12 protein-coding genes are annotated in these 15665 nt (G+C 50.9%); 3 read left to right on the top strand and 9 right to left on the bottom strand.

The window, feature by feature from the left end; genetic code table 11:
- Window positions 1-103: 103 nt before the first annotated feature.
- The 8 genes from BW42_RS15070 to BW42_RS15025 all read right to left on the bottom strand — a co-directional run bounded on the left by BW42_RS15070 (window position 104) and on the right by BW42_RS15025 (window position 12026).
- Window positions 104-895: a hypothetical protein gene (locus BW42_RS15070; RefSeq protein WP_035412962.1), complete on the bottom strand. Its 792-nt coding sequence runs from the start codon at window positions 893-895 to the stop codon at window positions 104-106.
- Window positions 892-1668, bottom strand: a complete 777-nt coding sequence (locus tag BW42_RS15065; RefSeq protein WP_035412959.1) for a ParA family protein — start codon at window positions 1666-1668, stop codon at window positions 892-894. Before BW42_RS15065 ends, BW42_RS15070 begins: the two co-directional genes overlap by 4 nt.
- Window positions 1665-2348 (bottom strand): DUF3102 domain-containing protein, encoded by a 684-nt coding sequence (locus BW42_RS15060; protein WP_035412958.1) that lies wholly within the window; start codon window positions 2346-2348, stop codon window positions 1665-1667. The genes BW42_RS15065 and BW42_RS15060 overlap by 4 nt, the downstream gene beginning before the upstream one ends.
- A complete protein-coding gene (locus tag BW42_RS15055) occupies window positions 2345-3124 on the bottom strand; it encodes a ParA family protein (protein WP_035412957.1) in 780 nt (259 codons plus the stop codon). Before BW42_RS15055 ends, BW42_RS15060 begins: the two co-directional genes overlap by 4 nt.
- A gap of 626 nt (window positions 3125-3750) precedes the next feature.
- Window positions 3751-4827, bottom strand: coding sequence for a hypothetical protein (locus BW42_RS15045; RefSeq protein ID WP_035412954.1), 1077 nt, complete (start codon window positions 4825-4827; stop codon window positions 3751-3753).
- Between the two features lie 1600 nt (window positions 4828-6427).
- A complete protein-coding gene (locus BW42_RS15040) occupies window positions 6428-6763 on the bottom strand; it encodes a hypothetical protein (RefSeq protein ID WP_035412950.1) in 336 nt (111 codons plus the stop codon).
- A gap of 83 nt (window positions 6764-6846) precedes the next feature.
- The gene (locus BW42_RS15035) at window positions 6847-7989 is read right to left on the bottom strand and encodes a hypothetical protein (RefSeq protein ID WP_155960224.1); all 1143 of its coding nucleotides are present in this window, start codon (window positions 7987-7989) and stop codon (window positions 6847-6849) included.
- A 2045-nt stretch (window positions 7990-10034) separates the two neighbouring features.
- Window positions 10035-12026 (bottom strand): hypothetical protein, encoded by a 1992-nt coding sequence (locus BW42_RS15025; RefSeq protein WP_035412939.1) that lies wholly within the window; start codon window positions 12024-12026, stop codon window positions 10035-10037.
- Between the two features lie 213 nt (window positions 12027-12239).
- Between BW42_RS15025 and BW42_RS15020 the strand changes: the two genes are divergently transcribed.
- Genes BW42_RS15020 through BW42_RS15010 form a run of 3 tightly spaced genes read left to right on the top strand, consistent with a single transcriptional unit; the run spans window position 12240 to window position 14813 of the window.
- Entirely contained in the window at window positions 12240-13763 is a 1524-nt protein-coding gene (locus tag BW42_RS15020; protein WP_035412937.1) for a hypothetical protein, read from the top strand.
- A 12-nt stretch (window positions 13764-13775) separates the two neighbouring features.
- Window positions 13776-14042 (top strand): hypothetical protein, encoded by a 267-nt coding sequence (locus tag BW42_RS15015; protein ID WP_035412935.1) that lies wholly within the window; start codon window positions 13776-13778, stop codon window positions 14040-14042.
- A gap of 51 nt (window positions 14043-14093) precedes the next feature.
- A complete protein-coding gene (locus tag BW42_RS15010; protein ID WP_052019208.1) occupies window positions 14094-14813 on the top strand; it encodes a DUF4145 domain-containing protein in 720 nt (239 codons plus the stop codon).
- 159 nt (window positions 14814-14972) lie between these two features.
- On the opposite strand, the gene BW42_RS15005 is transcribed toward BW42_RS15010, so the two are convergent.
- On the bottom strand, window positions 14973-15647 hold the full coding sequence (locus BW42_RS15005; protein WP_052019205.1) for a helix-turn-helix domain-containing protein: 675 nt from the start codon (window positions 15645-15647) through the stop codon (window positions 14973-14975).
- Window positions 15648-15665: the final 18 nt, after the last annotated feature.

Here is a 15665-nt window from a genome sequence, read left to right as displayed (position 1 = left end):
AAAGACAGTATGTTTTCGGAAATAGTTGTCAGAATTTCTAAACTGACCCCCATGACAGACGGGCACGCCCATCCGAGGAGATGAGCGTGCCCGATTCATGGCTTCAACGACGTAGATATTGCTCGAGTGCGAGCCGGATGATGTCCTCCGGGCTGCTGCCGTCCTCTTCCGCCCGTTCCTGTAGGTTCTTCAACAACGGATCGTCATCCCCGAAGTCGATCCGCAGCTTGACCGGACGGCTGACGGACGGCTGTTCGATGACGCGTCGTTCCTTGCGGTCGCCGAGCATCCGCTTGACCTCGCGGAGTTCCTCCCGCGTCATCTCGTAGACGGTCTTCTCGCCGTCACCGACCTGGTATGTACGACCCTCGAGCATGACAGCCCTCGGGTCCTCCGGCCAGGACAGCAGTTCCGCGAGCTTCGACGCCGTCAGCTCCTCCTCGACCGCGCGGACGAGCAGCTCCTCGCCGAACACGTTCCAGAACGAGACGAAGCGGCTCACCTGCGACTGCGACAGGCCGATGCGCCCGACGAACTCGAGCCATCCGCCCTCCTCCTGCCGGAAGCCGTCACGCGTCCCCTCATAGCGGAAGATGGCGTTGGCGTGCGCGAGCACGCGGCACTTCTCGACGAAGCTCGTCGCATGGATGGCATCGATGTGGTTGTAGTACTGGACCAGTCCGTCCATGTTCTCGGGTAGCTTCTTCGTCACGACACGGGACAACGAGGTCGCGGACAACGATTGATACGGGTTCACGACGCTCGTCGTCGAGGAGAACTTCTTGACGGCGTCGACCTTCTCCCCTCGTGCGTCCGTGTTCGGGTTCGTCGCCTCAGGGAGCGCGCCGTTCGCCTGGAAGCTCGAGAACTTCGGTGCGTTCTTCTTACGACTCATAAGGCGAGCACCTCCTCCGCGAGCTTCAGGTACGCGTCCGTCGCCGGACCCTTGTGGTCGATGACCGGACGGGACTCACGCTGGAGCGATTGTACCTTCACCATGTACGGGATCGTCGTCAACACGGGGATGCCGACCTCCCGTCCGAGGTCGACGAGTTCCTCGACCGTCGTCAGGTCCCCGCGCGAGCGCGTACCGACCATCGTCGGCACGAATGCCGCGATGTGGATGTCCTCCTTGTAGCGTCTGATCTCCTCGAGCTCCTCTGGTGCCGTGTAGACGGCGTCCATCGAGAACTTCTGCATCTGCACCGGCATCACGATGATGTCCTGTGCGACCAGGGCGCAGCGGGCATAGGGGTTCAGGGCGGACGTCGATCCCGGACAGTCGATGAGGCAGACGTCGAACAGTTCCTCGACGCGTGCGAGCTCCTCCCTCAGGCGGAACTCGTAACCCATCTGGCTCGTCAGGCCGGTCGGGGAGGCGGAGCGGCGCGTCGGTACGAGATGGACCGTCCCCGTCTCGTACTCGCAGTTGACGATGACCTGCTCGATCGGTGCATAGTACGGATCGTCCTCGTTGATCAGACAGTCGAGCAGCACCTTCCCTGGATAGTCCTCGGTCAGCCCAAGACCGTTCGAGGTCGACGCCTGGTCGTCCGCGTCGATCACGAGTACACGGAGCCCCTCCCTGGCGTAGGCATGCGCGAGGTTGATCGTCGTCGTCGACTTCCCGACCCCACCCTTACGGTTGTATAACGCGATTTTCTTCATCGTCTCTCTTCCCCTTCCGTCTCATCTGAGCCCTCCACGATGCCGTGGTCGAGCGATTCCTCTATCAATCGTGACAAATATTCGCTGATGCTGAGCCCTTGTGCGCTCGCGAGCGCATGGAGGCGTTCCGATGTGTCCGTCGGCACGCGTGCCGACAGGACCGTCGACGTCGTCTTCTTCTGACGGAAGGCGCTGACCTTCACGGCCGACGTCGCGGAGCGGCTAGCCCGGAGTTCGCGTACGGTCGCCTCCTCTATCGGTTTCCGCCCGCCTTCCACGGGCAGGCCGTTGAGCACGACGTCCTCCGGGTCCTCGACGTACATGAGCTCGAAGATTTTCGAGGCCGGCAGCTTCCCGAGCGACTCCTCGAACGGTTGGAGCGTGTCATAGGCCTTGACGTAACGCGATGCGAGCGAGTTCGACATCTGGACCGTCTCGAGGAACCCTTGCCATTCCTTGCCGTCGTGCATCTCCGACTTCGCTATCGAGAGACGTTTGCCGATCTCGAAGACCGATATCGTCTGGACGCGCGCGAGCTCCTTGATCTCGACCGCCAGGTTCTCGAGGTCCTTCGACACGGGGAGCTTCTGGACGACGGAGCCGATGTCCGTCAACCCGCTCCGATACGGATGTTGCTCCTGAGGCTTGATCTTATGGATTTGCTTGTTCCGGGCCTTCATGCGTCCTTCCCTCCTTCGACCATGCGACGAGCGAGCTCCCTGAATGGTGCGGCGAGCTCTTGTCCTTCCTTCGACTTGTACTGCAGCACGCTCTTCCCGTTGTCGGCGGCCTTCTCGATGAAGGCTGCACGTCTGACGGACGGGAGCACGGCGAGCCCCTCCTCCTCCGCGAGCCGTCCCATGGCCTCCGCATATTCACGGTCACCCTTCAGTCCGACGTCGAGTGCGACCGGCATGATGCCCGTCAGTTCGAGCGAGCCGTTGTAGAACTTCTTCACCTGTCGGATCGTCCGGATGGTACTGCCAAGTTGATCGAAGACCAGCTTCTTCGGCATGAAGGGGACGATGACATGGTCCGCACAGGACAGGACGACCTTCGAGAGCTCGTTGATCGACGGGACGGAGTCGAGGATGATCCAGTCGAACTCCTCCGCGAGCGGCGCGAGCAGGTCCTTCAATAGGAAGAGTTTGTCCTGTTCTGATATCAGGTTGATGAGTCGGGCGTTCCGTTCGTTCGAGGGGAGAAGGCTGATGTTGTGTTTCTCGTCGTCGAACAAAATCTCCTCGATGGCGAGTCCGCGCGCCTGGACGTCGAAGAGCGTCATGTATTTGATCGTATCGGACTCCTTCAGCATCAACTTGCTGAGGGAACCTTGTGGATCGAGGTCTACGAGTAAAGTGCGTTGACCCAGTTCACCGAGTGCATGCCCCATGTTGAGGGAACAGGTCGTCTTCCCGGAACCTCCCTTTGATATGTAGAACGTCAGAATGTTCATCATCTCTCCCCTTTCTGTCTCCATCATCACATATGAGAGGATTGAAGACAATCATTTTTATCGTTCGGTGTCGATTTTTTATAATATCTATATGTATACAATAGTATTAAGTTGTATACGTTTCGACATCGAAATGTATACATAACGTTTCGTCTGTCTTCCCGAACTTCAATCACCAGAGAGGGTTCTCCTCTCCAAGATGATGACATGAGAGCTAACCAGATTATCTTCATTACAGACATTCTAGGAGATTGAAGGGATTAAAAAAGAATTAAAAGGAATTGGAAAACGTGAACCGATCATGGAGCCCGTGATACCAACGTTCCTTGCCGAAATCGAAGTCCGATAAAGAGACATGATGATTTGGAGAAGTTCGCCTTCATCTGGATTATGCGCTCTGATTACTCGTTTTCGTTCGATGCGAGTCGTTTCTCTGCATCCATTAGCTTTTTTTATGTCCTGTATATTTGTTTTTTTTCCTGAATGGTATGACATATTCGAAAAATCGCCTGGACGGACATCCTGGATGCGGAGCCCCCCTTTTTCGATACCGATGACGCCGATATCAGAGGTGATTTGCCTCGTTTTCATCATTTTTTTCAGAAAAGGGCATGACAAATAGACCATCATGCGATGGCCAATTTTTCCGAGAGTCGTCGCAGACGCTCATTCAGATATAAAACTGGGGATTGGAAGAAAAGACTGTAGACGTCCGTCTCCTGCAGGCGTTCCCCGTAGCGGAGGAAGTCGTTCCGGATCGAACGCAGCACCTCGTCACAGGCCTCGAACCCGTACGTGTCGCTGAGCGACTTGAGGGAGGACTGCGGCACCTCGAGCAGGTCGAAGTCGACGAAATCACGAGCCACCTCACGAAGGTCGAACCAACCGATGAGCGTGCTCGCGCGTTCCGCCTCGCGGATGCGTCTGCTGTCGACCTTCTCCCCGATCTTCATCTGGAACATGAGCGGACGTGTGACGGTATGTATGCGTCGCTTGAGCGAGATGTTGTCCTTGACGGCCGACAAGAAGTCCTTCGTGTCCTCGACGAGTTGCACGTCGAAGAGGCGTGAGAGCTGGTCTAGCATGCCCTTCACCGCGAGACGATGGCCACAATAGCGAGGGAGGAAGCCCTTCACCTCATCATAGGTGAGGATGGCCTTCTCCTGGGACTGGACATGGATGTCCCGTTCCACCTGTACGAGGGCACGCAATGCCACGCGCAGGATGTTGACGTGGTCGATCTCCATGAGATGATGGATCATCCCGCACCAGATGGAGGTATATCCCGTCTTCGAAGCGAAGCTGCCGGATTCTTCCGTGAGGTCACGATAGTTGGAGAGGTAGTCGACGAGCTCGATCGATAGGACGCCGGTGAAATGGAAGTCATACCGGATGAGTCCTGCCTCCTCGAACAGACGGAGGTTGTCGTGCAACGAACGGACGGAGGTCCGGGCATGGTCCGCGAGCGTCTCGCTCTCGACGAGGGACAACATGCCCTTGTCGTCACAATGCGAGAGAAGCGTGAGAAGATGACGGATTCGCGACTTCGTCCATTTCAGGGCGAGGAACGGTCCCGGGATGTTATAGTGATGCTGTTCATACATGAAGCCTTCTTCTCGTTTCGTCCAACGCGTCAGACCGCTCATGGCGATCAACACCTTGTTCGCGACCAATACATGTCTGTTCTGCTGATTCATCGACATTGCCTACACCTCCCCTACTCTGGACTATTAAGCCTAGTATCCTGTCCTTGAGGAGAACTGTCAAAACGCGTCTCCGGTACGGTGAAAGACGACCAACACGCCAGGAACGTTGATATGAAGCCATTTTCATGAGTCAAAAAGATGTCATTTCGGTACGGTCGATTACGACCAAAACTGAAGGAATCCCCACATGAAGCCATCCACGGCCCCTCTTCGCCAGTGTTTTCAAGGCTTTCTGACTGATGGATGTCGCTCCGGTACGGTGAAAGGCGACCAGAACGCCGAAAGTGTCGTTCCGGTACGGCGCTGGACGACCAGAACAAGAAAAAGTGTCGTTCCGGTACGGTGAAAGACGACAATTCTTGCTGTTGGAGGATCTAAAAAAAATTTGAAAAATCTCAGAAAATCTTTGGAATGTCGTTTTGGTACGGGGATTCGCGACCATTCTATCAAAAGTGTCGTTCCGGTACGGTGACAAGCGACCAAAACATGAAAGGTGTCGTTTCGGTACGGTCAAAAACGACAAAAGGCATCCGAAATCGTTGAATATGTGTCGTTCTGGTACGGGAATGGGCGACCATAATCAAAAATTGGTCGTTTTACGACATAATTCGACATATGCATTGATTCCAATCTGATGGACCTCTTACGAGGACTACGATGCGTAATCAGACTAAAACTCCATCTAATGAGAACTTATGTTCTTATTTTGTTTTTATCTTGATGATCATCTTAAAACTAACGACCAAGATCGTCTGTCGGAATCGGTAAGTAGAGTACGGTACGTGACGACCAAAATGTCTATTTCCCTCCCATGGATTCTTTTCGTCTGTGAATACGACCGATATAAGCCTTATGTCGACGAGTCCTTCAGTCTGACGAATCACCATCAAAACTGACGGAGGTTCTTCATGAAGGAAATCATCAGTTCGAATGCCATACGGATGGGAATCAGTCAATAACACGACATCTAAGGTGGAGAAGATGTTCAATCTAAGCTTAGGTGGTGGTTCTTATTGGAATCAACATTGTTCTTACTCTCCTGCGTCACCTTTCACCTCACCTTGGTGATTGAATCGGGAAAACTATCATTGGGTCTAGAAGAAATGAGGAAATCAGAAAAGAAGCATGCGGAACGTCCAGTCACATGGACAACCTTATCAGACTGTAATGGCTGAGTACTGAGATGGATGAGGACGAGAAGTATGGAGTGAGGATGGAGTACGAGACGAAATTCAATCAGGTAGTGATCGACGAAGAGCGTGGACATGAGGAACGGATGAATGAAGAGATTGAAGACATATTCGAAAGTTCGAGGAAAACAGATATCTATGCAGTACATAAGAATCAAGTAGTGATGCGGACATAAAACGATAAGATGTTTGGAGATAGAAGAAGAGCGTACGGATGAAGAAATCCGTACGCTCTTCTATTAGAAAATAAGACATTACCCTCATTATAGAGACAATCAAAGAAAGAACTAAAGAGAGAACACGTCATCCTTTTGTAGAGAAAGAATGACGACAAGGATACATCATGTAGACGCTCGTCCCCCGGTGGACGGGTTCATGATTAGCGTTTCTACGAATGAACGATCATCTCAGAGCGAGGAGAAGTCGAAGAGAAGAGTATACCCGAATGTATTGAGAGGGTCTTCTTCTCCTGTACGGGGAACGCGCGTAACGGAAATTCCCTTCAAGCGGAAGTATCGGATGAGTGATTCACCGAAGCTCTCATGTAATAGAGGAAACTCTTCATCGAAATCTACTGTCGCGGAATGGATATCTCTTTCCTTGAGTCGTCTGAAGCGGAAGGTGAGTCGGTTGATGACTTGTAGTGCCGCACGGTTCTCCTGCAGTCCTTCGATCATCTGGACATCTTCTTCCGAGAGTCTCTCCTTGTACGGAAGAGGAGTGAGGTGTTCTGGATTGATCATGTGGGCATGCCTCCTTGAAAGATGATAGTTTTTGTTGCCCCAGAGGAGCAAACATCATTAGCAGTCGAGCTAGGAAGAGTCACTCAAAGCAAGAGCACGTTGCTCCGGTCATCGAGTTCCCATCTCTCGAGCGGATGGAAGTAGAGGAAGTAGTAATCCCCTGAACGATGCCAGTCCTGGATGATGAAGTCGAGCTCCTTGATCCGATCGAGGTTCGTCTCGAGCTCCTTCAGGTTCTCGGCCTTCCGACTCTTGTTGAAGCGGATGGAATGGGTGAACTGTCGCCAGTGCCGCTTCGCCGGCATCTCCTCCTTGAGCTGGAAGGAGGAGAGACGTTCCTTCTGCAGGACGAACGACAGATGATAGGCGAACGTCCCCTTCAGTCGTTCGATTTGTTCCCCGTAGATGCTGATAATCTGTTGCTTGAGCAGGTCGTCATAGACCTCCTCCGAGACGGTCACGGTGATCTGTGTGTCCCGCTGTATGGCGGACGCCCCACTTATCTTGACGGAAGAGAACAGACCGAAGATGGAGAGGTCGCCCTCCTCGTTACGGACCGCAACCCGATAGTATCCCAGCTTGACGAGACGCTGCGTCGTAAGGGCATAGCTCTTCCCGCTGTCGTTGCCATAGATCTTCTTGACGAGCTTCGAAATCGGGAACACGATCTTCCGGTTCGTCTGGAACGAGATATCGCGATAGGATAGTATCTCGTTGAATGCCTCGAAATCGCGCGAATCAAGGTCAGGTACCTTCCCGTCGAGTTCTGCCAGGAATTCATTGCTGACGAGGACGGATAGATTGTTCGGTACGCCCTGCTTGTATTTCGGTACGACGGCAGAATAGTCGTGTAGGTCGAGCGAGAGGTCCATCAACGTCCCCTCCCCTTGGTTGAACTTCTCCGTCGTGTTCTTCATGCGATCGGCCAGACCGAAGAACGGGACGGTGATCGAGGTGGATGTCGCGACGTGCGCCTTCGGTTGTACTCGCTTCAGTCCCTTCGCGACCTCACCGATGACCATCAGGACGTCGGTCCGCATGGTGCTCGTCCGTTGGTTCTTCGTCTTCTGCCCCCAATGTGGATACGTATGGATGAGGAGGTTGTTGTTCTCGGCCCATTCCTCGAGTTCGCGAATATGTTCTTTCATGAGGTCCTCGACACTGTCGGCAGAGAACTTTCGTTGGAAGCCTTCCTTTCCTGAAATGTCCCAGAACTCGAGATACATCTTATGCAATCCCCTAAGCTCTTTCATCGGCCCCTTATTCTCGACATAGTTTCGGATGGCGGATCTGACCCATCTTCTCTTCAGTTTCTTGAACGAGTAGTAGCGGAGCTTCGTATAGACGTCCTCCTCGTTCTGGAACTCATAACATTCTTCATAGAGCTGATTGACGTAAGCCTCGACGTCGACGATGTCGATCGAGGCGAGTTGTTCGGTGACGTCGTTCTCAAGCAACGTCTTGGCCGCCTGAGAAACGACGAGCTGTCGGTGTTGGACGGATGAAGAACTGTCCATGGTACATCGCCTCCTTTTTTCGATACATCTAGCATATCATGTCATGCGATGTACGGGGAAACCTGACAAAAAGTATGCGCCGGCGCATACTTTTCGGTGGAAGAACTCGTTGGGGGATCAGGATTACTGCCGTCTTGCAGTCGACATTTCATTTTAGGAACGTCAGAATCGTTCAAAAGGCATGACCACAGGAATCGAGAATCGTGGATCCGGACGCACGATCATCATCCTTAGAGGCAAACAGCATGTGACGTGTATCGATGATTACTATATCAGGATTGCGGTCTGTTGGATTGTAGTTCGTATTTAGAACACTAGAATACGCAGGTGTCCATCAATCATCTTGAGTCGATGAGTGGTGATGATACGATTACTGATTACTATAGAAATGATTGTTTGTCTGCTCTTCCGAAAAAAGTATGCGCCGGCGCATACTTTTTTCGCAATCCATCCGTCCAAGAGGCATAGTGCTTCTGCCAATCGGATGACACCTTCGTGGGAGGATATCATTCGTCTTGAGGGAAACGAACACAGACTAGGAAGGTGTAGTTAAAGAATTTGGAGCTGACTTGTGAAGTAGTAAATCCTAAAATAAAAGTGTGAGCGATGCATCAGTCATGGAAACAAAGTATTCAAGTTAAAGAAAAGTATGCGCCGGCGCATACTTTTTTGTGATCAGAACGACGAAACAGATGGAAGAAATCATCAGTAATGTACAGGCATCGGAATACATAAGTCGATGGGTTTAATAAGCAAGAAAATAGACAGCCTGATCGACGCCATGAATGAATATCGGGAAGAATTAAGACTGAAGACCGACTTCATCAAAATGGACGTTCTCCCGCATGACGAGGACGGGAAAAAGTATGCGCCGGCGCATACTTTTTTACAAGGTCTTTCCGTACTTCTTCATATAAGACAAATAGACATGTATCATACCTGACCTAGATAATCATCCGTCTACGAATGATGTTTGCGTCCACCCGGAGAATCAGAGGAGGGGCTAGTCCGGCCTCCGATGGTCATGTCGTAGAGCAAAAAAACTCCGAATAGGAATCATGAATTGGCTCAGACGGAAATGGATGCATGGATGAGTAGATTTAGCGACTACTAGAAAAAGTATGCGCCGGCGCATACTTTTTCTTATTTCACGTACCATATTCATAATAAATATTCGATTAGTCACGGGGGATTGCTCATACCTATACTAAAGACAGAAACATGTCTTTGAACCTCTAAATGGATAGGGGGAGGCGGAGGAGGCAACAATCATTTCTGAAACTTAGTCAGATTGACAAGGCGAAGGATGTCACAGGAACGATGAGATTGAATCGAAGGATAAGAATGAGTGATTACGCCGAACGATGTTTCACGTGAAACAAGATGATGCACATCTTCGAGAGTCCTCGATTCGTCAGAAGCCAGGATGATGTGAGGATGGATTTGGTAGATGGATGGACTCGTGGATCAAAGTGGACGATGGTATGGCGTCAGAGGGGAGGACGTGAGAAGTACTGATACATATGGATTTCATACGAGACATTCTATGCTGAGTAAAAAGTATGCGCCGGCGCATACTTTTCGTCGATTCGCCCTGCTGAAAAGAATACTATCTTAATGACCTCGACATATCTATACGTCGCTTCATTCTTATGGTCTGGAATGGAACGGGAGAGAGCATTCAGGAACGTACATGTGAAAGTGAGAAAGATGAGGATGAAAAAAAGTATGCGCCGGCGCATACTTTTTTACGTTCAATCCTCGTATACATGTCGGAGGAAGGAATCCTTGTCTGAGAATAGTCGTGCCAGTTCGTCCGAGACGTATATTCCAGTATCCTTGAGGATTCGAAGCACTTGCTCCTCTACAGGTAGAAAACCATAGCGCTCCTCCAGGCGATGGAGGTAGTCATCGATCGGTTCTCCATCCTCGACATGCGAGGACAAAAAGCCCTCGGCCGAATGACGGATCCGTCTTCGGTTCCGATAGTAGACGGCGCCTCCAGGAATGTACAACGTACGCAGCAAGGGACTCCTGCGCAACACGCTCTCGAAGAAGGTGGAATCAAAACCTAGTCCGTAGACCGCATGACCTCGCCCCAGGCCTGCTGCCATAGAGGAGCTGATGAACTCCTCATGAGGTAACCTCTCGAGAAGCCAGGAGACGTATCCCTCAAGTTCGGAAGGGGACAGACCGGAACCGAACAATCTGGACACACGGAGAAAGACGTCAGGCTCCACCTCTACGTACGAGGCATCATCGAGGAGTAGGGAACGAAGATGGTGTTCCCAGTGCGCCCGTCGATGACCGCTCGTCGTGGCCGCCTCCTCGGCCAAATCGCGGACGGATATGAACTCGGGATGAAGTCCGATCAATCCCTCGATGAACTCACGTCTCGTCCTCATGCATACGGCGACCTCTTCCCGAGAAAGGACGTGAAGTTCGTCGGAGGAGTGCTTCCGTCCGAGCATGTGCCTCAGCTCCATCGGTGAATGGATGTCGAGTGTACGTATCTCAGGGGACAATAGGTCGTAGATGACCCGGGGCGTGAAGACACCACGTAATCCATCCAACTTGTCTGATAGTAGGCCGGATAGAACGTCTTCATCATAGGGCATTCTCAGACGCCGGACATATCCCTCGGCACGAAGAAGGTGAGGAGAGACCCGTACGGCATCCTTCACCCGGTCCTTCGTGATCCCCAGGGTGTCCATGTGTCCATGTGGATTGACGACGGTCGACATCCGCTTCGCGTCTCTCGCGATGACCGCTTCATCGATGGGGGAGTGACTATCCTCCGTCAAGGAGAGTAGGATGTTCTCGAAATCGTAGTGCCGGACCATTTCCGTGGCGGGGCAGACATAGGCATCCCGCATGCGAAGGAAACGGGACAGTTGCCCGGCATCGAGGCCGGCGACGAAATCCTTGGAGAGCGTCTCCTGCACCCCACGTCCATGGAGGAGCTCGAGGTAACGGTCGATGCGATCAGGGACCTCGAAGACGGTCTGGAACATGACAGGGTCTAGCGCATATGTCGCGAACACCTCTCCGAAGAGGTGGTTCTCTAAAATCTTCTCGTTCGGCCATTCCCGTATCAGTGCGCGTAAGACATCGAGGGAGGTGGTACCCGATTGTCCTCCTCCGATCAAATATCGGCTCAGGGCGTCGTCGCAATCGTGCCATTGGATGACGGAATCGAGAGGATAGAGCTCGTCATCCTTCCCTTCGCCCGGGAAGGGGATGACGTTGAGCCCGTCCCGTCCATCATCCATCGAGGATGTCCGATTCTCATCGAACAGACCGAGCTCCTTGATGGCACTGATGATGTTCCGGTAGAGGGTGGACGTCCCCTCGCCACGTGTCCGTTCACGGAACTCGAGGAACGACATCGAGGAGAAGTCGACGAGCATGAATCCTCGTCTCCGGAGCAACGATTCAATCACGGCGAACGGGATGGGATGCATCTGGGATATCGTCAGGTGATAGAGGTTCGCCCTGCGGCATAGCTCGCGGCACGTCTCCGCGCCGAGGTCGTCGACCATCCGGAAGAGGACCTTGGATTTCTCGGGGGACACGGGGATGTGGCTCCGGATGACCGGGTCCAATATGTCATCGAGTCTGACGCCGATCTCGCTTAGGGAACGGAGTACCGTATAGCCGCTGATGCCCATCGATTCCATCTCACGATGCATCAATCCGAGTAGTTCGTACTCGCTCCATCTCTCATGGTGTCCTAGGGTGTTCATGTGCAACCTCCTCCTCATAAAGAAGTACCTAAAGACGATTCATCCTATACCTCGATTATAGAATGTGGACGAAAGGACGACCATATGAATCCGAATGTGATGACAGGATTTTCTAGACACCAACGTTACTTTTCTCATATAAAGTCATATAATGGATGTATGAGAAATAGTAGGGAGGGGGACCCCTCCATCGATGAAAGGATGTAATCAGGAATGAACCAGAACAAGAACGACCTGCTGTTCCACGAACTCGTAGGGATGGATTTAGAGGAAATATCGAGAGCATACGGACTGAACCCGGATCTCAACAAGAGCAAGGCACGCCTGACGAACGTGGCGAGCCGTATGGTGGAGTCGGTGAAGGACGAGGTGGAACGTCTCCGGATGGAATCCGGAAAACCAGAGCTCTCCATCCGTACGATCAACCTGACAGAGAAGGGACGACCGAAGGAGCTGATGTCCCTGGACACTATCGACTTCCTGGAATGGGTCGAGAAGCCTTGGGAGGAGAGTCAGGTATATCGTCGATTCAAGGAGACGGTGTTCGTCCTGTTGACGTTCCGGACGGACAAGCAAGGACGGACGATCTTCATCGGGGATAAGTTGTGGTCGATGTCGGAGAAGGAGTTGGAAGGTTCCGTCAAGCGATTCTGGAGACAGGTGAAGGAGACGACCGAGGAAGGCATCGTCATCACGCCGGTCCAGCAGAAGACCAAGGTGGTCGTGAAGAACAACCTTCCGAAGCAGGATGAGAACCGGATCCTCCATGCGAAGACGAAGGCATCGAACGCTGCGGACCTGTGCTCGCTACCGGACGGACGCGCCATCACGAAGCAAGGATACTGGTTCAACGCCAGCTATATCTCGGACTTGGTGAAGGACCTCCATGGACGGAAGACGATCATCCGGACGAAGAAGGAGGGGAGTCGGACGGAGCTAGAAGCGGGGCAGGTGGCAGCAATCCAGTCCGACCTGACCGAGGACGGCTATGCCATCGAAGATTTCGTGGACATCATCCGTCGGACGGTACCGTCGTATGACAAGCGACGGCTGACGGCAGCTGATGCGGAGCTGCTCGGTTATCGGGTCGATGATCAACTCGCGGTCCGCCTACGCTACCCGAACTCGACGGCGTACCTTGAGCAGCTCATCTTCGCGAACGACTATGTCCGCACCGAGCAGCATCGGGTCCTCCGCACGGACATTGCCGGACGACTGTTGAAGAACCTAGAGCGACATGCGCGGCTGATCCTCCTCGACAAAGGATTCTATATCACGGACCGCTGTCTCTCCCGCGCCGGTGTCTCGGAGAAGGACATCTCGGATTATCGAGAGACGATCGAATCGTATGTAGCCAAAGATGAGTTCTTCACGCTCGCATCGTTGCGTAAGGACGGCTTCACTCATCCACTCGAAGAGATTGGTTTCGAGGACCTGTTCTATGAGAGTATCCTTCTACGTGTAGGAGTACTCAAGAGTCTACGCATCGGGAAGTCGAATGTGTTCGTCAAGTCACTCAAGAAGCCAGATGCAGATTCGTTCATGGAATGGTTGATGGGGGAGGAAGGCATATTGTCGATAGAAGAACTTCAATCGAAAGCATCAGTGCTTCTAGCGAGCGAGATAGCAGAAGATGATTTGATTACCATCGTGAATCGCAGCAACCGTCATTATTCTAGAGAGTTCGAGAAGGTCTACAGTAGTCACGATGCATACCTGGATAGTATCTATGAGTAAGGGGGATTGGTCATGAAACAAATGATGACTTATGTTTTGTCGAGTGACGGGAATGAATTCGAGCGCGGAGAGATTGAAGCAATCGGAGAATCTGTTTATGAGATGACGGAATATGTAGTCGAAAAACTAGCTCCACGTTTTGAACAAGAGTTAGAGTTCGATTTCATTGATGTATCGAATGAGTGGACATTTGTTGCAGAAAACTTAAAGGGTAGTAAGTACGAAATCATATTTGCTCCTAAAGGAACACAAGCTGATAAATTTGGTGTTGATGAATAAGAAAACATATTTCATAAATATACTCGAACATTTAATTTAGGAGGTTTTTTTATGGATTTATATGGTGAAAGAGCATTTATTTGTCCTCACTGTTCAATTCATGCGCAACAAGTTTGGCATCAAGTTTTATTTAAAAGAGAAAATTTTGTTGATGATTTTGGTTACAATAAACTCCATGAATATTACCAAGTTGAAGAAGGTTCAGGTGTGTTTTTCCAAGATGGAGATTATTTAAGACAGAGAAATACTTTAGCGTTTTGTATGTGTCAGTCTTGTAAAAAACCTTCATTGTGGTATGATCACGAATTGGTTTATCCTTTTGAAAGTATAATTGATGACCCTAATCCTCTTATGCCTTTAGAAGTAATGGAGATATACAACGAAGCAAGATCTGTGTTGAATCTTTCTCCTCGTTCTTCTGCTGCGCTTTTACGTTTAGGTCTTGAAATTTTATTGCCTTACTTAGGTGCCGAAAAAGCTAAAATTAACACCATGATTCAACAACTTGTTGAGGAAAGAAAAGCAATAGGTAGAGTTCAAAAAGCGATGGATGCACTTCGTGTTATTGGAAACGATGCCGTACATCCAGGAGTGATTGATCTGGAAGGTCGAGACGATAAAGAAGTGAGTCTGGCATTATTTAAAATTACAAATTACATTGTGGCAGAGACTTTAGGTAGTGACGATATGATTGAAGACCTCTATTCTTTGTTACCTGGAAAAGTAAAAGAAGGGATAGAAAATCGAAAAAATCCTAATAATACAAAGTGATTTTTACCAAAGCGATTTTTACCAAAGCGATAAAATACATTTTTAAAAAAATAATGAAGATGACAAGGTGAAACTGCTATCATTCGGCGTTCTAGCTTAGTCGGAGCCTAATGTTTCCCTGATATCATCAAAATCGCGAAAAGGTCACACTTCGTGCCACTAAAAACGGCGTTTTGGCACAGTGTGTGCCATGTAAAAATCGTTCTCCATGCGTAGACGCTCATTTTCTTTCTCGAGTCGTTTCAGATCCAACGCCAAACGGTCTGTATCCGTCAATTCTTCTACTGGCTTCTGACGTCCGCGACGGTCCATCAGTGCGTCGATTCCGTCCTTCTCGAACTTTCTTACCCAGCTATAGATTTGTTGGTACGAGACCCGATGGGTCTTCATGATGCTTTGATAGTCTTTTCTGTTCTGTATACAGTCCATGACTGCCTGGACACGCTCTTCGAATGTAGTGGTTCTACCTTTAGTCATAGTGGATTGCTCCTTCAATGGTTTCCCTTGAGTACTATGACTAGTATACTTCTCTATCCACTTCGCAAGTAGGCTTTTATCCGAGATATCAAACCGTGCCGTAGCGCTAATAAGCGATTCCTTTTGGTCGAGTACTGCACGTATAGCCTTCATCTTCAGTTCTTCCGGATAACGCGTCCACTCCGTTCGATTACGAAGTGCCATGGAGCCGCCCGTACGATATTTTGTCCTCCATCTATTTAAGGTGCTGACTGAAAGCTCGAAGAGCGAGGCAATCGATTTGATTGAGTCGATTCCGTCCTCACACATCTTAATGATTCGTAGTTTTTCATCTGACGAAAACTTAGATTTAGTCATAGAAAAAGCTCCCTTCAA

The sequence above is a fragment of the Exiguobacterium sp. RIT341 genome (assembly GCF_000632205.1).
Taxonomy (GTDB): domain Bacteria; phylum Bacillota; class Bacilli; order Exiguobacteriales; family Exiguobacteriaceae; genus Exiguobacterium_A.
Note: the sequence above shows the minus strand (reverse complement) of the source record. Positions and strands in the feature narration are given on the sequence as shown.

Coding starts and splice junctions, on each gene's coding strand:
- BW42_RS15070 (WP_035412962.1), bottom strand. CDS start 895: ATGAGTCGTAAGAAGAACGCACCGAAGTTCTCGAGCTTCCAGGCGAAC.
- BW42_RS15065 (WP_035412959.1), bottom strand. CDS start 1,668: ATGAAGAAAATCGCGTTATACAACCGTAAGGGTGGGGTCGGGAAGTCG.
- BW42_RS15060 (WP_035412958.1), bottom strand. CDS start 2,348: ATGAAGGCCCGGAACAAGCAAATCCATAAGATCAAGCCTCAGGAGCAA.
- BW42_RS15055 (WP_035412957.1), bottom strand. CDS start 3,124: ATGAACATTCTGACGTTCTACATATCAAAGGGAGGTTCCGGGAAGACG.
- BW42_RS15045 (WP_035412954.1), bottom strand. CDS start 4,827: ATGTCGATGAATCAGCAGAACAGACATGTATTGGTCGCGAACAAGGTG.
- BW42_RS15040 (WP_035412950.1), bottom strand. CDS start 6,763: ATGATCAATCCAGAACACCTCACTCCTCTTCCGTACAAGGAGAGACTC.
- BW42_RS15035 (WP_155960224.1), bottom strand. CDS start 7,989: ATGTATCTCGAGTTCTGGGACATTTCAGGAAAGGAAGGCTTCCAACGA.
- BW42_RS15025 (WP_035412939.1), bottom strand. CDS start 12,026: ATGAACACCCTAGGACACCATGAGAGATGGAGCGAGTACGAACTACTC.
- BW42_RS15020 (WP_035412937.1), top strand. CDS start 12,240: ATGAACCAGAACAAGAACGACCTGCTGTTCCACGAACTCGTAGGGATG.
- BW42_RS15015 (WP_035412935.1), top strand. CDS start 13,776: ATGAAACAAATGATGACTTATGTTTTGTCGAGTGACGGGAATGAATTC.
- BW42_RS15010 (WP_052019208.1), top strand. CDS start 14,094: ATGGATTTATATGGTGAAAGAGCATTTATTTGTCCTCACTGTTCAATT.
- BW42_RS15005 (WP_052019205.1), bottom strand. CDS start 15,647: ATGACTAAATCTAAGTTTTCGTCAGATGAAAAACTACGAATCATTAAG.